The sequence below is a fragment of the Salipiger sp. ABF4_146 genome (genome assembly GCF_056161345.1).
In genome coordinates this window covers 64,787-83,833 of sequence record NZ_JBSWYX010000003.1, presented here as the reverse complement: position 1 = coordinate 83,833, position 19,047 = coordinate 64,787, and the positions used below count along the sequence as shown (strand labels likewise).

Below are 19,047 nucleotides of genomic sequence, written 5' to 3'. Positions count from 1 at the left end.
CCTAGCGCAGCCGCCGCAGCACCTCGAGCGAGGCGTAACCGTCGGGCACCACACCCACCGCGCGCTGATAGTCGCGCAGCGCCTTGATGGTCATCGGGCCGATCCGCCCGTCGACCCCGGAAGGATCGAAGCCCGCCTGCTTCAGACGCATCTGCAGTTCCTTGCGCTCGCCACTGGTCAGCGCGCGCTCGTCATCGGGCCATGCTGAACGGATCGGCCCGCCGCCGAGGATACGGTCGGCCAGATGCCCGACGCCGATCACATAGGCGTCGGCGGCGTTGTAGCGCGAGATCACCTTGAAGTTCTTGAAGGTCAGGAAGGCCGCGCCCCTGTGCCCCGCGGGCAGAAGCAACCGCGCCGTGCCATAGTCGCGTACCGGCTGGCCATCCATTCCGACGACCCCGAGCCGGGCCCAGTCCGAGGGCATCCGCGCAGCATTGCCATCTGCCAGCCCGTAATCGAAGCCCTGCGGCAGCTGTACCTCGACGCCCCAGGGCTGGCCGTGGATCCAGCCGCTCTCGGCCAGATAGTTGGCGGTGGAGGCGAGCGCATCTGCCGGATCGTCCGACCAGATGTCGCGCCGCCCGTCGCCGGTCCAGTCCACCGCCAGCGCGCGATAAGACGAAGGGATGAACTGCGTGTGACCCATGGCCCCGGCCCAGCTGCCGGTCATCTGCTCGGGGGTGGTGTCGCCGTTCTGCACGATGCGCAGCGCGTCGATCAACTGCCCTTCGAAGAACTTGCCACGGCGCGAGCCATAGGCCAGCGTCGCCAGCGCCGGGATCACCGGATGCGTGCCGCGGTGGCTGCCATAGGCGCTTTCCATGCCCCAGATCGCCACCACCACCTGCCGGTCGACGCCATAGCGCGCCTCGATCTGCTGCAGCAGATCGTCATGGGCGATCATCGCCGCGCGCCCGTTCTGGATACGGCTCTCGGAGACGGCAGACCCGAGGTACTCCCAAAGCGTCTTGGTGAATTCGGCCTGATTGTTGATCTTCGCCAGCGCCTCGGTGTCGAGGTGGGGCGTGCGGAAAGCGGCGTTCAGCGTGGCCTCGCTGATCCCCTCGGCGCGGGCCCGGCTGCGGAAGGCATCGATCCAGCGCAGATACTCGCGGTCGACGGTCGCCTTGGGCACCACCTCGGCGGTGCTCAGAACCGCAGGGCGCAGCGTCGGGCGTTGCGAGGCGAGGGGCGCGGAAAAATCGGCAAGGCGGTCGGCGGCGGCCTGACTGGCCGTCAGGCAAAGCGCGAGGCCGAAAAGGCTCGGTTTCATGGGGGTCACCTGCTGCTCGTTTTTTATGGGCATAAGGCTATCGCGGCAGAGGTGATTTGCGAAGATGCTACGACGCCCACCGGCCGCCCCATCGGCAAGAGATCGCGGATGCGGTGCGGCGGGGGGCTGGACGCAAAGCCTGAGGGGGCGGAGGCCCGCGCCGGGCCCGAGCGGGCAGGTCGGCGCTCACAGCTTGATTGAACAAGTCCCGATCTCGGCCTTCCAGAGCCGCCATGAAGGCGCGGAGCATCGGCACGTGCGCGGGGCGGAAGAAGGTTTCCAGCGCCTCCATCGCGGCCATCCGGTCAAGCCGGAAGGTGCGGCAATCAGTCCGCAGCAGGCACCAGCCGATCACTCAGTGCGCATTGTTCAGCAGCAGCGAGAGCGGCTGCACCTCGCGCTGCGTCGCCGCCGCATGCGCGGCGCAGCAGCGCGGCTTCGACGCTACCGCACGCGGCATGGCACAGGCGGTGATGCGCATGGCCGAAGACAGCTTGCGCCGCGCCGGGCGCTGCGCGCGCGGCAGCCGCTGATGGACTAGGTCGCGCGCGGGCGAGAGGCGCTCTACGCGCCGCTCACCGCTGGGTCTTGCGTGTCCGGCTGACCTTGCGGGCGGTCTTTTCGCCCTTCTTGCGGGCCTGCACGTCCTTGCGGCGTGCGGGTCCTTTGCCTTTCGGCCCGCCCTTGCCCTTGCCGCCGGGGGTCTTCTTGAAGCGCCCGTAGCCCGCGGGCTTGCGGTGGCGCGGCGCTTCGACCGCTTCGCCAGCCAGTTCCAGCAGTTCCAGCCCGATGCCGCCGGTCACCGGCGTCACGTCCACCAGCTTCACCCGCACGCGCTGGCCCAGCGTGATCAGCGTGCCGGTGTCGGCGCCCATCAGCGTGCCTGCCTCGCGATCGAAGTGGAAAAACTCGTTGCCCAGATTGCGGATCGGCACCAGCCCGTCGGCGCCGCTCTCGTCGAGCTTCACGAAGACGCCGAACTTGGCGATGCCGCTGATCCGCCCGCCGAATTCCGCGCCCACGCGCTCCGACAGGTAGGCGGCAAGGTAACGATCAGTGGTGTCGCGCTCGGCCATCATCGAGCGCCGCTCGGTGTCGGAAATATGCTCGGCGGTCTGCTGCAGGCGTTCCATATCGGACTGCGACAGCCCGTCGTCGCCCCAGCCGTGCGCGGTGATCAGCCCGCGGTGTACGATGAGGTCAGAATAACGCCGGATCGGCGAGGTGAAATGCGCGTAGTTCATCAGCGCGAGGCCGAAGTGCCCGAAGTTCTCGGGGTTGTAATAGGCCTGCGTCATCGAGCGCAGCGTGGCGAGGTTGATCAGCTCTGCATCCTCGCGCCCCGCGGCGTCATGCAGCAGCTTGTTGAGATGCGCGGTCTTCAGCACCTGCCCCTTGGCAAGGTTGAGCCCGGCTGCCTGCGCCGTCTCGCGCAGCGCGTCGAGCTTTTCCATCGGCGGCTCTTCGTGCACCCGGAACAGCAGCGGCGTGCGCTTGGCGACCAGCGTCTCGGCGGCGGCGACATTGGCCAGCACCATGAACTCTTCGATCAGCTTGTGCGCGTCCAGCCGGTCGACGAAATTGACCGAGGTGACGGTGCCGTCCTCGGCCAGCACGATCTTGCGCTCGGGCAGTTCCAGATCCAGCGGCTGGCGGCGGGCACGGGCGTCGCGCAGCGCGTGATAGGCGGCGTAGAGCGGGCGGATCACATCATCGAGCAGCGGTCCGGTGCGGTCGTTGGGCTGGCCGTCCATCGCCGCCTGCACCTCGCCATAAGTCAGCGAGGCGGGCGAGCGCATCAGTCCGCGCACGAAGCTGTGGCTGCGCTTGTTGCCATCGGCGTCGATCACCATGCGCACGGCGAGGCAGGCGCGCGGCACGCCTTCGTGCAACGAGCACAGATCGCCCGACAGCCGGTCCGGCAGCATCGGCACGACGCGGTCGGGGAAGTAACTGGAATTGCCGCGCTTCTTGGCTTCGCGGTCAAGCTCCGATCCGGGCCGCACGTAATGCGCCACATCGGCGATGGCCACCCAGATCACATGACCGCCGGGGTTCTTCGGATCGTCGTCGGGCTCGGCGAAACAGGCGTCGTCGTGGTCGCGGGCGTCGGCCGGGTCGATGGTCACCAGCGGCAGATCGCGCAGGTCGGTGCGGCCCTTGAGGCCCGCCGGTTTCATCCGGTCCGCCTCCTCCAGCACCTTGGGCGGGAAAGCGTCGGGGATGCCATGCTGGTGGATGGCGATGAGCGACACCGCCTTGGGCTCCGACGGATCGCCAAGGCGCATGACGATGCGGGCCTTCGGCAGCCCCATGCGCGAGGCGCGCGGCCCGGCCTGCTCGGCCTCGACCAACTCGCCTTCCTGCGCGCCGCCCATGGCGTCGGGCGCGACCAGCCATTCCTTGTCGGCGCCCTTGTCGATCGGCACGATGCGTCCGCCCTCGGGCCCCTTGCGAAAGATGCCGACGATCTTGCGCGGGCTGACGCCGATCTTGCGAATGAGCCGCGCTTCGTAGTTGTGGTCTTCCTCGTGCACCACCTGCAGCTTGGCAAGGATGCGGTCGCCCTCGCCGAGCGCCGGATCGGTGGCGCGCGGCACCAGCAGCACCGCGGGCTCGACGCCCTCGCCGTGCCATTCCAGCGGCTGCGCGAAAAGATCGCCGTTCTCATCCGGTGCCTTGACCTGCAGCACGGTGACCGGCGGCAGCCGGTCCGGATCGCGATAGGTCTTCTTGCGCTTTTCCAGATGACCCTCGGCCTCAAGCTCCTTGAGGATGCGCTTGAGGTCGATCCGCGCAGCGCCCTTGATGCCAAAGGCCTTGGCGATGTCACGTTTTGCGGTCTGGGTCGGGTGCGCCATGATCCAGTCGAGGATCTCGGCTTTCGAAGGCAGTTTGCTCATGCCGCAGCCGTAGCACGCGCCGCGGCCAGCGTCATCGCGATTCTGAGCCCGCATGCGGGGCCATCGCGGCTTCGTCTAGACACAAATATCCCGGGGGCGACGCCGCAGGCGGCGGGGGCAGCGCCCCCTTTTGCCAGGCCGCCGCCGCAGGCCGCATCATCGGGTTTGCACGCCCCGCGGCGGCGGGGTAGCCAATGGGGAAACTGCCTCGGAGATGCCCTATGACCACCGCTTCCAAGCCCCTCGATCCCGTTCAGCTGACCGCCGACCTCATCCGCTGCCCGACGGTCACACCCGAAGAAGGCGGCGCGTTGGTGCTGCTGCAGGGCCTTCTCGAAGACGCCGGGTTTGCGTGCACACGGGTCGACCGCAATGGCGTGTCGAATCTCTTCGCCCGCTGGGGCGAAAAGGGCCATACCAAGAGCTTTGGCTTCAACGGTCACACCGATGTGGTGCCGGTGGGCGATCTTTCCGCATGGACCTGTGATCCCTTCGGTGCCGAGGTGAAGGATGGGGTGATGTACGGGCGCGGGGCCACCGACATGAAGTCCGGCGTTGCGGCCTTTGCCGCCGCCGCCGTCGATTTCGTGCGAGACACCCCGCCCGAGGGGGCCATCGTTCTGGCGATCACCGGCGACGAGGAAGGCGACGCCGTCGACGGCACCACGGCACTGCTTGACTACATGGCTGCCGAGGAGGAGCGCATGTCGATTTGCATCGTTGGCGAGCCGACCTGCCCCGAAGAGATGGGCGACATGATGAAGATCGGGCGGCGCGGCTCGATGAACGCCTTTTTCACCGTGACCGGCAAACAGGGGCATTCGGCCTATCTGCACCGCGCGCTCAACCCGATGCCCGCCATGGCGCGGCTGATGGACCGTCTGTCGAGCCATGTGCTTGACGAGGGCACCGAGCATTTCGATCCGACGACGCTGGCAGTGGTGACCATCGACACCGGCAACCCGGCGACCAATGTGGTGCCGGCGCAGACCCGTGCGACGCTCAACATTCGCTTCAACGACACCCACACCGGTGCGTCGCTGTCGGAATGGCTGCGCAGCGAGGCGGCCAAACTCGATGCGGAGTTCGGCACCAGCACCGAGGTATCGATCAAGATCTCCGGCGAGGCTTTCCTCACGCCGCCGGGCGCGCTGTCGGACCTCGTGGCGAAGGCGGTGGAGGCCGAGACCGGGCGCACGCCGGACCTGTCGACAACCGGTGGCACCTCGGACGCGCGTTTCATGCGGCACCATTGCCCCGTGGTCGAGTTCGGCCTTGTCGGCAAGACGCTGCATCAGGTGGACGAAAACGTCGAGATCGCGCAGATCGGCCAGCTCAAGGCGATCTACACCCGGATGCTGCGCGACTACTTCGCTTAGCGGCGCAGTCCGATCGGGGCTCAGACCTTGGCAGACGGCCGGTGGCCAAGGCGCGGTGAGCGCGGCGCAGGGGCAGGGCGGTTTCGGGCGCGCGCTCTGTGCGGCTCGCCTGCTTTTGGCCCGTGTCGCGCCAAGTCTGGGGCACTCGACCTGAGGCATGTAAAGCGATGCGGCAGTCACCGGGGCCGGGCAGGAAGGCTGCTGCGCCCCGGCGGCTAAGCTCCGGAACTCCCGCTTGAATTCCCGGCGTGCCGATTTGGCCGCAAAAATTTTGCTACGCTGCGGCATTCGCGCCACAGCGCTTTGGCCACGTGGACTTGCGGTAGACGAAACGCACCGCCTTGCGTATCCTTGCGGCAAAACGGGGCGTAAACGATCCCGGATCATAGAGGCAGTACTGGCATGTTCCCCGAACGGTTTTCGAACCTTCCGGCTTACGCGTTTCCGCGCCTGCGGGCGCTCATCGACTCGTTCGAGCCGGGCGGCGAGGTCATTCACATGACCATCGGCGAGCCCAAGCATCCGTTTCCCGATTTCGTCGGGGAGGTGCTGGCCGCGAGCGTGCAGGAATTCGGCAAATACCCGCCCAATGACGGCACCGCAGAACTGCGCGAAGCAATCGCCGCATGGGTGGCGCGCCGCTATGGCGTGACCATTGATCCCGCGACCCAGCTGACTCCGGTCAACGGCACCCGCGAGGGGCTCTACAACGCCGCCATGGCGCTGTGCCCCGAAACGAAGAACGGTCAGCAGCCCGTGGTGCTGATGCCCAACCCCTTCTATCAGGTCTACGCCGTGGCGGGCCTGTCGGTCGGGGCCGAGCCGGTCTATGTCAACGCCACCGCCGAAACCGGCCATCTGCCCGATATCGCCGGGCTTTCTGAGGATCTTCTGGCGCGCACCGCGCTGCTGTATATCTGCTCTCCGGCCAACCCGCAGGGCGCTGTGGCCGACCGTGCCTACTGGCAAAAGCTGATCGCGCTTGGCGAGACGCATGATTTCCAGATCCTCGCCGACGAGTGCTACTCCGAGATTTACCGCGGCGAGGCCCCGATAGGCGCGCTGCAGGTGGCGCAGGAGATGGGCGCCGACCCAGAGCGAGTGGTGATCTTCCACTCGCTGTCGAAACGCTCGAACCTGCCGGGCCTGCGCTCGGGGTTCATCGCGGGCGGTGCCGAAAGCCTGCGGCGGATCAAACAGCAGCGGGCCTTTGCCGGTGCGCCGCTGCCCCTGCCGGTGCAGCGCGTTTCCGAAAGAGTCTGGGCCGATGAGGCGCATGTCGCAGAAAACCGTGCGCTTTATCTCGAAAAGTTCGAGCTTGCGGACCGAATCTTCGGCAATGTGCCGGGGTACGTGCCGCCGCAGGCGGGATTCTTTCTGTGGTTGCCGGTCGAAGACGGCGAGGCGGCGGCGCTGAAGCTTTGGCAGGAGACCGGCGTGCGGGTGCTCCCCGGCGCCTACCTGTCGCGAGACACCGCGGACGGAAATCCGGGGAAGGGGTATATCCGGGTCGCCCTCGTGGCGCCCCGCGACGAGACCGAACAGGGGCTGACCCGCATCCGGGACTGCCTGTACGGGCAATAAGAAAAGACGACGAGGCGAGCGATGGCATATCAGGTGAAAGGGCGCGACCCGCTCTTCGACAGCAACATGCAGGCCGCGATCGAGAAGCGGGGCAAAGAGCTGGGCGGACTGGCCCTGATCGTGCTCGGCCTTCTGGCCGCGGCGATGATCGGCTCTTACACCCCCGATGATCCCTCTTGGCTGTCGGCCACCGACGCACCGGTACAGAACTGGCTGGGCCGGCTTGGCGCGTCGATCGCCGCACCGCTGTTCATGATCGTCGGTCTGGGCAGCTGGGGGCTGGCGCTGGTGCTGCTGGTCTGGGGCGCGCGCCTCGCGCTGCACCGGGGGGACGAGCGCGCGCTGCCACGTATCGTTTTCGCGCCGATCTGGATCGCGCTGGCCTCGGTCTATGCCGCGGGTCTGGAAACCGGCCCCGAATGGACTCACAGCTTCGGCCTTGGCGGGCTGTTCGGTGACATGATGATGGGCACCGCGCTTGGCATCCTGCCGCTCAGCGCCGGGTTCGGGCTGAAACTGCTGACCGTTCTGCTGGGCGTTGGCCTGCTGGCGCTTGGGGCGTTCGTGCTGGGCTTCACCAAGTTCGAACTGCAAAGCATCGGGCGCTTCCTGCTGGTCGGTCTGATCATGTCCTACGCCTCGCTGCTGAGCCTTCTGGGCCGCGGGGCAGGCGGTGCGATGCAGGCCGCGCATCGCGCGCAGGCCGCCCATTCCGAGCGTCGCGCCCGCCGCGCCGAAGAGGCCGCCGAGGCAGAGGCATGGGCCGCCGCGCAAGGGGAGTACCCCGAAGACGACCACGCGCTGCCCGAATACGCTTATGCGCAGGAACAGGCTTACCCGCAGGACCATGCCGAAGCGCCCGACCCTGCGCCGCAGCGCACCACTTCGCGGGTGCGCCGCGCTGCGCCGCCGCCGCTGGAGCTGGAGCCCGAAGAGCCCGAGCTGCTCGATGAGGACGACGCCTATGCCTACGCGCAGATGCAGGCGTGGGAAGAGGCCGCTTCGGCACCGGCGCCCGTCGCGCCGCCACGTCCGGCGCCCGAACCTGCCAAGAAGCCGGGCCTGCTGGCGCGCATCACCCGCCGCGCCGAGCCCGAGCCCGATCTTTACGACGACGAGGTGGAACTGTTGCCCGTGGATCCCGACACCGGCGAAGACCGTATCCGCGCCAAGATCGCCCACGCGGTGAAGACCCGCCGCCGCGGTGAGGCGCCCACTTTTGGCGCATCGCGCTCCGAGGACCCCAGCAAGCCGCTGACCAAGGGCCGTGGCCGTGGCCCGCAGCCGCTGATCTACAAGCCCGCGCAGCTGCTGCGCGCCGAGCCGCCGCTCACCGCCGCGCAGGCTGCTCAGCAACTGCCGCCCGAGCCGCCGCTGACGTCTGGCGAGACCCGCCGGGGGGTGCCGCCCGCGCCCGAGCATCGCGGCGCGTACGCCGCGCAGCCGCAGGGCTACGCGCAGCCCGCGGGCCCGGCGCCGTTCACCCATGCCGAAGACCCCTACGATCAGGACGCGGCGGGCGACTTCGACGACTACCGTGACTTTGACGATTATGGCGACGAGGCGCCCGCCGCGTTCCGCGCCGAAGCGCCTCGTGCGCAACCTCAGCCGGCCGCTCCGGCAGAGCCCGCCTATGCCGAGCCAGACCACGGTGCCGAAACCTACGCCGAGGCCGACTACGACGACGGCTCCGACGCACAGGGCTCCGACGCACAGGGCTTTGACGCCGGTTACCAAGACGCAGGCTATGATGACGCGGCGATGCCCGGCGGCCAGTTCGACGCCGAAGACGACGACGGCTATGACGTCCAAAGCTGGGCCGCCGAGCCTGCGCCGCAGCCCGCGCCGCGCCCCGCCATCCCCGTCGCGCAGCCAAAGAAAGTGGTGCAGAAGTCCGAACCCAAGCCGATGCAGCCGTCGCGCCGCGCTCAGGAAGAGGCGCAGCCCGGTCTCGGCTTCGACGAGAAGGCCGTGGAATACGAACTGCCGCCGCTGCACCTGCTCGCGAACCCCGAGAACATCGAGCGCCATGTGTTGTCGGACGAGGCGCTGGAAGAGAACGCGCGGATGCTGGAGACGGTGCTTGACGACTATGGCGTGAAGGGCGAGATCGTTTCGGTGCGCCCGGGCCCTGTGGTCACCATGTACGAACTGGAGCCGGCGCCGGGCCTGAAGGCGAGCCGCGTCATCGGCCTTGCCGACGACATCGCCCGCTCGATGTCGGCGCTGTCGGCGCGCGTCTCGACCGTGCCGGGCCGCTCGGTGATCGGCATCGAACTGCCCAACGACAAGCGCGAGATGGTGTCGTTCCGCGAGATCCTCTCGAGCCGCGACTACGGCGATGGCAACCAGCGCCTGCCGCTGGCGCTCGGCAAGGACATCGGCGGCGATTCGGTTGTGGCCAACCTCGCCAAGATGCCGCACCTGCTGATCGCCGGCACCACGGGCTCGGGCAAGTCGGTGGCGATTAACACGATGATCCTGTCACTGCTCTACAAGCTGTCGCCCGAGGATCTGCGGCTGGTGATGATCGACCCGAAGATGCTGGAACTGTCGGTCTATGACGGCATCCCGCATCTGTTGTCGCCGGTGGTCACCGACCCCAAGAAGGCCGTTGTGGCGCTCAAGTGGGTCGTCGGCGAGATGGAAGACCGCTACCGCAAGATGTCGAAGATGGGTGTGCGCAACATCGACGGCTACAACGGTCGCGTCGCCGAGGCACTGAGCAAGGGCGAAATGTTCAAGCGCACGGTGCAGACCGGCTTCGATGACGAGACCGGCGAGCCGGTGTTCGAGACCGAGGAATTCGAGCCCAAGAAGATGCCCTACATCGTCGTCATCGTCGACGAGATGGCCGATCTGATGATGGTCGCGGGCAAGGAGATCGAGGCCTGCATCCAGCGTCTCGCGCAGATGGCCCGTGCGTCGGGCATCCACCTGATCATGGCCACCCAGCGCCCCTCGGTGGATGTGATTACCGGCACCATCAAGGCCAACTTCCCGACGCGCATCTCCTTCCAGGTGACCTCGAAAATCGACAGCCGCACGATTCTTGGCGAGATGGGCGCCGAGCAACTGCTGGGCATGGGCGACATGCTCTATATGGCCGGCGGCGCGCGCATCACCCGCTGTCACGGTCCCTTCGTGTCGGATGAAGAGGTCGAGGAGGTGGTGAACCACCTCAAGGCCTTCGGACCGCCCGAATATGTTTCGGGTGTGGTGCAGGGCCCCGACGAGGAAAAGGCCGACAACATCGATGCGGTGCTGGGCCTCAACACCGGCGGCAACACCGATGGCGAGGACGCGCTCTACGATCAGGCGGTGGGCATCGTCATCAAGGACCGCAAATGCTCGACCTCCTACATCCAGCGCAAGCTCGGCATCGGCTACAACAAGGCCGCGCGCCTTGTGGAGCAGATGGAAGACGAAGGGGTGGTCTCGGCGGCCAACCACGTCGGCAAGCGCGAGATCCTCGTGCCCGAGCAATAACGCAGGCGGCGCGCGCCGAGGTGCTGCGCCTTGCGTATTTGAAAAAGAGAAGAAGCCCGGGGGTCGCCGCTCCCGGGCTTCTTCTCTTTGAAAATACGCCGGGGGAGCGGGCCCGGCAGGGCGCGCGGGGGCGGAGCCCCGTCTTGCCGCGTGGGCGAAGTGACGCCGCCGCGAGGAAACGTGCCCCCGGCAGGCCTTTGATCGTCGGTCCGGGCGCCCTAGATAGGCGACAACGCCTGCCTGCTATCGCATAACACCGGGGGGCGTGCGACATGGATGGCAGACCCCGAGCAAGAGGACCAAACGGAAATGATCCGCACTTTCATCGCCGCGCTCACGGCGCTTGTGCTCACCACGCTGCCGGCGGCGGCGCAGAAGCTCTCGCTGGGCGAGGTGTCGCAATATCTCAATTCGATCCAGTCGGCGCAGGGCCAGTTCACCCAGATCAATGGCGACGGCTCGATCTCCACTGGCACGATCTCGATCAAGCGGCCTGGCAAGGTGCGCTTCGAGTATAAGCCGCCCGAACAGGCGCTGGTTCTGGCATGGGCCGGGGCGGTCTATGTCTTCGACAAGAAGCTGGGCGGCCAGCCCGAGACCTATCCGCTTAGCCAGACGCCGCTGTCGATCATCCTTGCGCGCAACGTCAACCTCGGCCGCGCCGGCATGGTGACGGGCCACAGCTATGACGGCACCGCCACCACGGTCACCGCGCAGGACCCGCAGCACCCCGACCGCGGGTCGATCCAGATGAAGTTCACCGGCAATCCGGTGCAGCTGCGCCAGTGGGTGATCACCGACGCCAACGGCTCGAAGACGACCGTCGTGCTGGGCGCGCTGGCAGACAAGAACCTGCCCAACTCGGTGTTCGACGTGAACCGGGTACAATAAGCAAAAGGCCGGGCGCTGCGCCCGGCCTTCTATCACTCTCGCGACCTTTTCGCCGCGTTACCAGCGGCGCGCCTGCCGGCAGTTGGCCAGTTGCACCTCGTAGACCACGGCGCGGTTGCCGACATCCTCGGCCACACGCATCAGCCACGACTTGCCGTTGTAGGTGCCACGGGCATAGCCGGTGCGGCCTTCGTGATAGGCCAGATACTGGTTGCGCGCATCGCGCAGGCTGATGCCCAGCCGTTCGCGGCTGCCGGACATGTACCAGCCCATGAAATCGGTCGCGTCGCGGATGTCGTCGCGATCTGCGCGCCAGCGCCCGGTTGCCTCGACGTATTCGTCCCAGGTGCCGTCCAGCGCCTGACTGTAGCCGTAGGCCGAGCTTTGCCGGCCGTAGGGGATCACCCCGAGCGCATAGCGGAACGGAGTCCGCGCGTCCGAGATGAACTTGCTTTCCTGATAGATCGTCGCCATCTGCACATGCACCGGAACGCCCCATTTGCGTTCGGCTGCGCGGAAGGCGCGGATGTAGTTCGGGCGCTCACGGATGATGGCGCAGGCGTCCTCGAGGTTGTTGGGTGCCCGTCCGGCACCACCCCCTCCGCAGGACGCAGCCAATAGCACCAATGCCGCCGCGCGAAGCCATCTGCTCATCTGCCTCTCGCTTTTTCTGCTCTTGTGATGTTTTTTGCCTTTTATTGAGAGCTAATTTAGCTCAAAGGCGCCCTCGTTGGAATCACAATTCCTTCAATCCCGGGACCTCCCGGCCGGGGCGTGTTAAGAGGGGCGACCGGCGGGCGATCGCCGAACTGTCGGCCCCGGGTCCACAGTGTGTTTCCGGGCAAACGGCGCTCGGCGTTGGACAAGTTGCCCAAAAAATGTCAAAAATTGTTCTCAGAGGTAGCCATGCACACACAGCGCGCGAAATATCATCTGGGCCAGGTCGTCCGCCATCGCAAGCACCCGTTCCGGGGTGTGGTCTTTGACGTCGATCCCGAGTTCAGCAACACCGAAGAGTGGTATGAGGCGATTCCCGAAGAGGCGCGCCCCGACCGCGAGCAGCCGTTTTACCACCTGCTGGCAGAGAACGAGCAGAGCTTCTACGTCGCCTATGTGTCCGAGCAGAACCTGATTGCCGATTATTCTGGCGAGCCTGTCGAGCATCCGGATATCCCGGACCTTTTCGGCGCCTTCATCGACGGCAGCTACGAGCTGCATTTCCAGCTGAACTGAGGCAAGAGCCGCGAACGGCTCTTGCGATCGTCTTCCAATGAACCGTGCCGGCTCAGAGGGCCGCGCGCACCGCGGCGAGGAAGGCGCTGATGTCCTCGGGCTCCAGCGACCAGTCGCAGACCAGACGCCCGGTCAGCAGCTCCGCGCCGTCTCCCTCCAGATCACCGGACACATAGTAGGTGGCGCCCGCCGCCTGCACCTTGAGATGCGCATCGCGTGGCATCTCGACGAAGGCCATGTTGGCGTAGCTGTCGGTCAGCACCGAAACGCCAAGCTGTTGCAGCCCCTGCACCAGTTGCTCGCAGCGCGCGTTGGCCCGCTCGGCGAGGTCTTTCCACAGATCGCCCTCTAGGTAAGCGTCCATCTGCGCGGCAAGGTAGCGGTGTTTTGAAAAGAGATGCGCGCCGCGCTTGCGGCGATACTCGAACTCCTGCGCCACCTCGGAATCGAAGATCACCACAGCCTCGACGCCCATCAGCCCGTTCTTGGTGCCGCCGAAGACACATATATCGACGCCGGATTTCCAGCTCATCTCGGCCGGTGTCGCACCGAGCTTCACTGCGGCATTGGCGAAGCGCGCGCCGTCGAGATGCACCGGCAGCCCGTACTCCTTGGCGACGGCGGTCAGCGCCCGCAGGTCTTCGAGCGTGTAGGCGTTGCCCTTCTCGGTGAGCTGGGTGATCGACACCGGGCCGCGCTTGGGACCGTGCACGCCGCGGTTCTGCTCGCCTTCGATCACCGCGCGCAGCGCCTCCGGGGTCATGCGGTCGTCGCCCGGCACCAGCGTCAGCTTGGCGCCGCCGGAGTAGAACTCGGGCGCGTTGCACTCGTCCTCGTGGATATGCGCCACCGGAGAGCAGAACACCGTGGCGTAGGGCGGGCAGAGACAGGCCAGCGCCAGCGAGTTCGCCGCCGTGCCGGTGGGCACAAGGTAGACCGCCGCGGAGGGGGCCTCGAACAGCGTGCGAATGCGTTCCGCGACCTGCATGGACAGCGCATCGGAGCCGTAGCCCAGCGTGTGACCTTCATTCGCGCGGGTGAGCGCCTCCAGCACCTGCGGGGGGACGGGGCCGGAGTTGTCGGAGGCAAAGAACATTCAGATGGGCTCCTCGATGATATGGTCTTCCCAATCGTCCTCGCCGACTTCGAACTCGGGAACCGTGCGGCCGCGCATCGACACGCCCGCCGCGTGTACCGTCTCGGGGTCGCCCGAGATCAGCGGGTGCCAGTCGTAAAGCGGGCGGCCTTCCCAGAGCAGCCGGTAGGCGCAGGTCTGCGGCATCCAGTAGGCGTGCTCGTCGATATTGTCGGGGCGCAGGACGATGCACTCGGGCACGAACTGGTGCCGGATTTCGTATTGCGAGCACCGGCAGCTGGAATCGTCGAGCAGGCGGCAGGACACGCAGGTCAGCGCGACCTCGCCGCTGTCTTCGTCCTCGAGCTTGTTCAGGCAGCATTTGCCGCAGCCGTCGCAGAGCGCTTCCCATTCGGCCTCGCTCAGCTTGTTCAGCGGCTTGCGCTCCCAGAAGCGCGGCGCAAGGCCCTTGCGGTCGATCGGGTCGCTCATAGCGCCTCCAGAATCCGTCGCGCCTCGGCGCAGTCGAGGTCCATCTGCGCCACCAGCGCCTCCAGCCCTTCAAACTTCAGCTCGGGGCGCAGGAACTCCACCAGCCCCACCGACAGAGTGGCGCCGTAGAGATCGCCGGAGAAGTCGAAGAGGAAGGTTTCGAGATTGGCGGTGTTGACGCCGAACATCGGCCGCACGCCCAGCGAGGCGGCGCCGTGGTAGCTGCCCGCATGCGGCCCGTCGAGCACGTCGACCAACACCGCGTAGACCCCGAAGCGCGGCGGGTGCAGCCCGTCGATAGACATATTGGCCGTGGGGTAGCCGAGCTTGCGTCCAAGCTGCTGGCCGCCGCCCACCTCGCCTTCGATGCGGTGCCAGTGACCGAGCTGCGCCGCCGCCGAACGCGGATCGCCTTCGGTCAGCGCGGTGCGGATCGCGGTCGAGCTGATCTGCGCGCCGCCCTGATCGAGAATCTCGGCCACGGTCACGCCAAAGCCCATCTCGGCGCCGAAGCGCTGCAGGTCCTCGACCTTGCCCGCGCGGCCTTTGCCGAAACAGAAATCGGCGCCCACCACCACATGGCTCAGGCCCAGCCCGTCGCTCAGCACATCGCGGGCGAATTGCTCGGGCGTCAGCGCGGCCAGCGCGGCGTTGAAGTTGAGCTCGAAGAGCCGCTCGACGCCGAGCTTCTCCAGCCGCGAAGCCCGTGCCTTGGCAGACATCAGCCGGAAGGGCGGGGCGTCGGGGGCGAAGAACTCGCGCGGGTGCGGCTCGAAGGTCAGCACGCCGAAGGGCGCGCCGTCCGCCTTCTCGCGGGCCTGTTCGATCACCGCGCGATGGCCAAGGTGCACGCCATCGAAATTGCCGATGGCGACGCTGCTACCCCGGTCGCGAGGTTCGGTGAATTGGTAATCACGAATGGTCCGCATGGGGCAAAGCCCTAGCCCCGACTGCAGGGACGTGCAAGCGCCTGTGCAATGCGCTGCAACCCGGGCGCGATGCGCTCGGACGGGATAGAGCTGTAGCCCAATCTATAGAAGTTCCGCGGCCCGTCCGGGCGTTGGAAAAACGGTGCGCCCGGCTCGATCAGCACACTGTCGCGCTGCAGATCGGCGGCCAGCGCCTTGGTATCCACGCCGCGCGGCGCGCGCATCCAGAACGACGAGCCACCATGCGCGGGGGCCCCCGCGACCTGAAGCCCGTTGCGCGCGATCTCCGCCTCCATCACCTGCCGACGCTCTCCCAAGGCGCGACCGATTCGCCGCACCAGACTGTCGTAATGCCCGAGGCTGAGGAAATGCGCGGCGGTGCGCTGGATGTGGCCGGGCGGGTGGCGCAGCACCGAGGCGCGCAGCGCCCGTGCCTCGCGGATGAACGGCTCGGCGCCAACAAGATAGCCCAGCCGGAGGCCGGGGAAGAGCGATTTCGAAAAGCTGCCCACATAGACAACCCGGCCGTCGCCATCGAGGCTCTTCAGCGCTGGGGTTGGCGGCTGAAGATAGGCCATCTCAAACTCATAATCATCCTCGACGATCACCGCCCCCAGATCGCGGGCGCGCTCCAGCAGGGCATGGCGGCGGGCCAGCGGCAGGGTGGCGCCGCTGGGGCACTGGTGGCTGGGCGTGGTGAAGATCACGTCGGTGCCCTCGGGCACCGCCTCGGGCGGCAGCCCCTCGCTGTCGACGGCGATCGTAGTGCGGGCGCAGCCGGTCTGGTCGAGAAGCACGCGCAGGGCCGGGTAACACGGGTCTTCCACCGCAGCGCGGCGCTCGGGGCTGAGCAGGATCTGGCTGGCCAGCCACAGCGCGTTCTGCGCGCCCAGCGTGATCAGGATCTCTTCGGGCCGGGCCTGAATGCCGCGCCGGGGCAGGGTCTGGCGGGCGAGGAATTCCACCAACTGCGGGTCGTCGCGATCGTAATAGTCCTGCGTCAGCGCGCCGAAGTCCCGCGCCCCCAGCGCCTGCACCGCGCAGAGCCGCCAGTTGGCATGGTCGAACAGCTTCGGATCGGCCTGCCCGTAGATAAAGGGGTAGCGGTAGCTGGCCCAGTCGGCGGGCCGCTCGGGCACCGCCCCGGCGGCAAAGCGCCGGCCCATGACGCGCTGCCAGTCGACCCGTTCGGCGCGCGGCGTTTCGGGGAAATTCGGCGGCTCCGGCGCGCCGTCCGAAATGTAATAGCCCGAGCGGTCGCGCGCGGTGAGATAGTCCGAGGCCTGCAGCTCGGTATAGGCCAGCGCGACGGTGATCCGGCTGACCCCCAGATGCGCCGCCAGCTTGCGGGTCGAGGGCAGTTTCTCGCCGCGCTGGAAGCGGCCAGACAGCACGCCCTCGGCCACCATCTGCTGGATGCGGGCCTGCAGCGTGCCTTGGCCGTCGGGGCGCAGGAAAAAGGTCTCGACCGGGATGGCCATCGGATCAGTTACCTCCGGCATCGCCGGGACGGGAAAGGGGCAGGGGGGCGCTGCCCCCCTCGGCGCGGGGCGCCTCACCCCCCGGGATATTTGGGTCTAGACGAAGAGAGCCGCCTCCGGCCTTCGTCTAGACCCAAATATCCCCGCCGGAGGCAGGCGGTCCGGCGCCGCACGGGCTGCGCCGGACATGGGCTCAGCCGTAGTCGCGCGCGCCAAAGATCGCCGAGCCAACGCGCACATGGGTGGCGCCAAGCGCGATGGCCTGCTCGAAGTCTGCGCTCATGCCCATCGACAGCCCTTCAAGCCCGTTGCGCTCGGCGATCTTGGCGAGCAGTGCGAAATGCAGGCTCGGGGTCTCGTCGACCGGCGGGATGCACATCAGCCCCTTGAGCGGCAGGTCGAGATCGCGGACCTCTTTGATGAAGGCGTCGGCCTCGGCGGGCAGGATGCCGGCTTTCTGCTCTTCTTCTCCGGTGTTCACCTGCACGAAAAGATCCGGGCAAGCGCCCAGATCCTGCGCCAGCCGTGCCAGCGTCGTGGCGAGCTTTGGGCGGTCGACCGAGTGTATCGCTGAAAACAGCTGCATCGCCTGCCGCGCCTTGTTGCTTTGCAGCGGGCCGATGAGATGCACCTTTGCGTCCGGGAACTGCTCCTGAAAGGCAGGCCATTTGCCCGCGGCTTCCTGCACCTTGTTCTCGCCGAACAGCCGGTGACCCTCTTCGAGCACCGCCTCGACGCGTTCGTTCGGCTGCACCTTGCTGACCGCGATCAGCTGCGCCGAGCCGGGGGCGCGGCCCGCCTCTTTCTCGGCCTTGGCAATGCGGTCTTTGATCTTTTTCAGTCCCATGGTTCCTCTCCCCAGGCCTCGATGAAAGGCGCCAGTTCGGTTTCGTATTTCTTCCATGCCTGCGCCGAGCCCCGATAGATCGGCTGCCGCGCCTGGCTGACGCTGAGCGTTTTCACCGGCCCGCTGGCTTCATGCGACGAGAGGCACGCATCGTCCCAGTCCAGCCCTGCAGCGGCGACCAGTGCTCTGGTCTGCGGCTCGGAATCGGTGACGAGGTCTTCGTAGTGTATCTCGTGGATGCGGCCGGGCAGGGCGGTTTTCCAATGCGCGACATTGCTGCGGAAGCGTTTGATCGCGGTGGCGATCATCGGCAGATCGTTGGCATAGCGATGCGTGCCGGTGGCGAAGTGGTTCTTGTAGATCGACAGCGCGATGTCGCGCGGGTCGCGCTGCACGACGATGATGCGCGCGCCCGGCAGCGCGTGATCGAGCAACCCGAAGATCAGGTGACACAGGATCGATTTGTCGGTGATCACCCCGGCGCTGCGCCCGGTGTCGCGGGCCGCAAGGCGCATGTACTGCTCGGCAAAGGCGGCAATGCGGGCGGGGGGCTCGTCGGCGATGCGGCGCATCTGCTCGCCCGCGCCGAAGTGACCGTAGGCCAGTTTCACCGCGTGACCAAGCTCGCCACCGGCGGTGACCTGCGGGTGCGCGCCGAGGATGCGCTCGACCAGCGTGGTGCCCGAGCGCGGCATGCCGGTGACAAAGACCGGGCGCAGCGCTGGATCGGCCGGGGCCCCCGGTGTCAGCCCGTCCTGCGCGGCCCGCACGGCGGCGAACTCGCGGGCCTGCGCCGCGCTGTCGAACGGTGCGGCCTTGGCCTGCAGCGCGTTCGCCCGGCGCAGATAGGCGAAGACCTTGCCGGTCTGGCCGGTCTCTTCCATCGCCTTGGCCAGCGCAAAGCCCAGATGCATGCGCTGCCCGTCGGGCAGATCGCGGCGCGCCCAGAGCTTTTCCATGGCGCGCAGCAGCGGATCGCCCGGGGACACCTTCTTGCTGGCGAGGAAGATGCGGTAAAGCTCGGCGGCGTTGGGGTGGCGTTTGATCAGCGCGCGAAAAAGCGTCTCGGCCTCGTCGAAACGCCCCAGCAGTTGCAGGTAATGCGCTTTGTCGGCGCGCGGCTTGATCGCCTTGGGATCGGCCGCGATCTGCCGGTCGTAGGCGGCAAGCGCCTGCTCGGGGCGCCCGAGCGCGCGGTAGCGTTCGACGGCAAGGGCGGTGACCTGCGGCTGGTCTGGGGCGAGAGCCACGGTGCGGTCGAGATTGGCGAGACAGGCGTCGCGGTCACCCTGCTGGTAGCAGATCTGCGCCAGCTGGAAGGCAAGGTCCCCGCGGCGCGGCTCCATAGTCAGCACCTGTTCCAGCGCCGCGCGGGCCTCGCCGAGCTTGCCTGCGGCCAGGGCGGGGCGGACGGATTTCAGCAGGCTGGCCGTGCGCGCGGCCGAGAGTGGCAGCATGGGGGTCTCGT

The 19,047-nt window shown here is 67.2% G+C and carries 16 protein-coding genes; 6 read left to right on the top strand and 10 right to left on the bottom strand.

Annotated features, from left to right (window positions below; all coding sequences use genetic code 11):
- Position 1 precedes the first annotated feature (1 nt).
- Both ACXAJT_RS05755 and ACXAJT_RS05750 read right to left on the bottom strand, forming a co-directional pair.
- Positions 2 to 1,276, bottom strand: coding sequence for a lytic murein transglycosylase (locus tag ACXAJT_RS05755; RefSeq protein ID WP_475233734.1), 1,275 nt, complete (start codon positions 1,274 to 1,276; stop codon positions 2 to 4).
- Positions 1,277 to 1,343: 67 nt separating this feature from the next.
- Positions 1,344 to 1,631, bottom strand: coding sequence for a WYL domain-containing protein (locus tag ACXAJT_RS05750; RefSeq protein WP_475233732.1), 288 nt, complete (start codon positions 1,629 to 1,631; stop codon positions 1,344 to 1,346).
- Positions 1,632 to 1,641: 10 nt separating this feature from the next.
- Here ACXAJT_RS05750 and ACXAJT_RS05745 point away from each other — a divergent pair, with 10 nt between their 5' ends.
- Positions 1,642 to 1,809 carry a hypothetical protein gene (locus tag ACXAJT_RS05745; RefSeq protein ID WP_475233731.1) on the top strand — a complete coding sequence of 56 codons (168 nt, stop codon included), beginning with the start codon at positions 1,642 to 1,644 and terminating at the stop codon, positions 1,807 to 1,809.
- A gap of 42 nt (positions 1,810 to 1,851) precedes the next feature.
- On the opposite strand, the gene rnr is transcribed toward ACXAJT_RS05745, so the two are convergent.
- Entirely contained in the window at positions 1,852 to 4,179 is a 2,328-nt protein-coding gene (rnr, locus tag ACXAJT_RS05740; RefSeq protein WP_475233730.1) for a ribonuclease R, read from the bottom strand.
- Positions 4,180 to 4,400: 221 nt separating this feature from the next.
- On the opposite strand from rnr, the gene dapE reads away from it, so the two are divergent.
- From dapE to ACXAJT_RS05720, 4 genes are all read left to right on the top strand, one after another.
- Complete coding sequence (gene dapE / locus ACXAJT_RS05735; RefSeq protein WP_475233728.1) at positions 4,401 to 5,558, top strand: succinyl-diaminopimelate desuccinylase; 1,158 nt, start codon at positions 4,401 to 4,403, stop codon at positions 5,556 to 5,558.
- 402 nt (positions 5,559 to 5,960) lie between these two features.
- A complete protein-coding gene (locus ACXAJT_RS05730) occupies positions 5,961 to 7,142 on the top strand; it encodes an aminotransferase class I/II-fold pyridoxal phosphate-dependent enzyme (protein WP_475233726.1) in 1,182 nt (393 codons plus the stop codon).
- Between the two features lie 21 nt (positions 7,143 to 7,163).
- Positions 7,164 to 10,631 carry a DNA translocase FtsK 4TM domain-containing protein gene (locus ACXAJT_RS05725; RefSeq protein ID WP_475233724.1) on the top strand — a complete coding sequence of 1,156 codons (3,468 nt, stop codon included), beginning with the start codon at positions 7,164 to 7,166 and terminating at the stop codon, positions 10,629 to 10,631.
- 309 nt (positions 10,632 to 10,940) lie between these two features.
- Positions 10,941 to 11,522, top strand: a complete 582-nt coding sequence (locus ACXAJT_RS05720; protein ID WP_475233722.1) for a LolA family protein — start codon at positions 10,941 to 10,943, stop codon at positions 11,520 to 11,522.
- 57 nt (positions 11,523 to 11,579) lie between these two features.
- On the opposite strand, the gene ACXAJT_RS05715 is transcribed toward ACXAJT_RS05720, so the two are convergent.
- Positions 11,580 to 12,176, bottom strand: a complete 597-nt coding sequence (locus ACXAJT_RS05715; protein ID WP_475233720.1) for a transglycosylase SLT domain-containing protein — start codon at positions 12,174 to 12,176, stop codon at positions 11,580 to 11,582.
- A gap of 252 nt (positions 12,177 to 12,428) precedes the next feature.
- Here ACXAJT_RS05715 and hspQ point away from each other — a divergent pair, with 252 nt between their 5' ends.
- Positions 12,429 to 12,755 carry a heat shock protein HspQ gene (gene hspQ, locus ACXAJT_RS05710; RefSeq protein ID WP_475233719.1) on the top strand — a complete coding sequence of 109 codons (327 nt, stop codon included), beginning with the start codon at positions 12,429 to 12,431 and terminating at the stop codon, positions 12,753 to 12,755.
- 52 nt (positions 12,756 to 12,807) lie between these two features.
- Here the strand turns inward: hspQ and ACXAJT_RS05705 are convergent, their stop codons facing one another.
- The 6 genes from ACXAJT_RS05705 to ACXAJT_RS05680 all read right to left on the bottom strand — a co-directional run bounded on the left by ACXAJT_RS05705 (position 12,808) and on the right by ACXAJT_RS05680 (position 19,036).
- A complete protein-coding gene (locus ACXAJT_RS05705) occupies positions 12,808 to 13,851 on the bottom strand; it encodes a threonine aldolase family protein (RefSeq protein ID WP_475233718.1) in 1,044 nt (347 codons plus the stop codon).
- Positions 13,852 to 14,322, bottom strand: coding sequence for a YcgN family cysteine cluster protein (locus ACXAJT_RS05700; RefSeq protein ID WP_475233717.1), 471 nt, complete (start codon positions 14,320 to 14,322; stop codon positions 13,852 to 13,854).
- Positions 14,319 to 15,251 carry a bifunctional riboflavin kinase/FAD synthetase gene (locus ACXAJT_RS05695; RefSeq protein ID WP_475233716.1) on the bottom strand — a complete coding sequence of 311 codons (933 nt, stop codon included), beginning with the start codon at positions 15,249 to 15,251 and terminating at the stop codon, positions 14,319 to 14,321. Before ACXAJT_RS05695 ends, ACXAJT_RS05700 begins: the two co-directional genes overlap by 4 nt.
- Positions 15,252 to 15,262: 11 nt before the next feature.
- Positions 15,263 to 16,732: a MocR-like pyridoxine biosynthesis transcription factor PdxR gene (gene pdxR, locus ACXAJT_RS05690; RefSeq protein WP_475233715.1), complete on the bottom strand. Its 1,470-nt coding sequence runs from the start codon at positions 16,730 to 16,732 to the stop codon at positions 15,263 to 15,265.
- Between the two features lie 193 nt (positions 16,733 to 16,925).
- A complete protein-coding gene (locus tag ACXAJT_RS05685) occupies positions 16,926 to 17,579 on the bottom strand; it encodes a YggS family pyridoxal phosphate-dependent enzyme (RefSeq protein ID WP_475233714.1) in 654 nt (217 codons plus the stop codon).
- The gene (locus ACXAJT_RS05680) at positions 17,570 to 19,036 is read right to left on the bottom strand and encodes a tetratricopeptide repeat-containing sulfotransferase family protein (protein ID WP_475233713.1); all 1,467 of its coding nucleotides are present in this window, start codon (positions 19,034 to 19,036) and stop codon (positions 17,570 to 17,572) included. Before ACXAJT_RS05680 ends, ACXAJT_RS05685 begins: the two co-directional genes overlap by 10 nt.
- Positions 19,037 to 19,047 lie beyond the last annotated feature (11 nt).

Coding starts and splice junctions, on each gene's coding strand:
- ACXAJT_RS05755 (WP_475233734.1), bottom strand. CDS start 1,276: ATGAAACCGAGCCTTTTCGGCCTCGCGCTTTGCCTGACGGCCAGTCAG.
- rnr (WP_475233730.1), bottom strand. CDS start 4,179: ATGAGCAAACTGCCTTCGAAAGCCGAGATCCTCGACTGGATCATGGCG.
- dapE (WP_475233728.1), top strand. CDS start 4,401: ATGACCACCGCTTCCAAGCCCCTCGATCCCGTTCAGCTGACCGCCGAC.
- ACXAJT_RS05730 (WP_475233726.1), top strand. CDS start 5,961: ATGTTCCCCGAACGGTTTTCGAACCTTCCGGCTTACGCGTTTCCGCGC.
- ACXAJT_RS05725 (WP_475233724.1), top strand. CDS start 7,164: ATGGCATATCAGGTGAAAGGGCGCGACCCGCTCTTCGACAGCAACATG.
- ACXAJT_RS05720 (WP_475233722.1), top strand. CDS start 10,941: ATGATCCGCACTTTCATCGCCGCGCTCACGGCGCTTGTGCTCACCACG.
- ACXAJT_RS05715 (WP_475233720.1), bottom strand. CDS start 12,176: ATGAGCAGATGGCTTCGCGCGGCGGCATTGGTGCTATTGGCTGCGTCC.
- hspQ (WP_475233719.1), top strand. CDS start 12,429: ATGCACACACAGCGCGCGAAATATCATCTGGGCCAGGTCGTCCGCCAT.
- ACXAJT_RS05705 (WP_475233718.1), bottom strand. CDS start 13,851: ATGTTCTTTGCCTCCGACAACTCCGGCCCCGTCCCCCCGCAGGTGCTG.
- ACXAJT_RS05700 (WP_475233717.1), bottom strand. CDS start 14,322: ATGAGCGACCCGATCGACCGCAAGGGCCTTGCGCCGCGCTTCTGGGAG.
- ACXAJT_RS05695 (WP_475233716.1), bottom strand. CDS start 15,251: ATGCGGACCATTCGTGATTACCAATTCACCGAACCTCGCGACCGGGGT.
- pdxR (WP_475233715.1), bottom strand. CDS start 16,732: ATGGCCATCCCGGTCGAGACCTTTTTCCTGCGCCCCGACGGCCAAGGC.
- ACXAJT_RS05685 (WP_475233714.1), bottom strand. CDS start 17,579: ATGGGACTGAAAAAGATCAAAGACCGCATTGCCAAGGCCGAGAAAGAG.
- ACXAJT_RS05680 (WP_475233713.1), bottom strand. CDS start 19,036: ATGCTGCCACTCTCGGCCGCGCGCACGGCCAGCCTGCTGAAATCCGTC.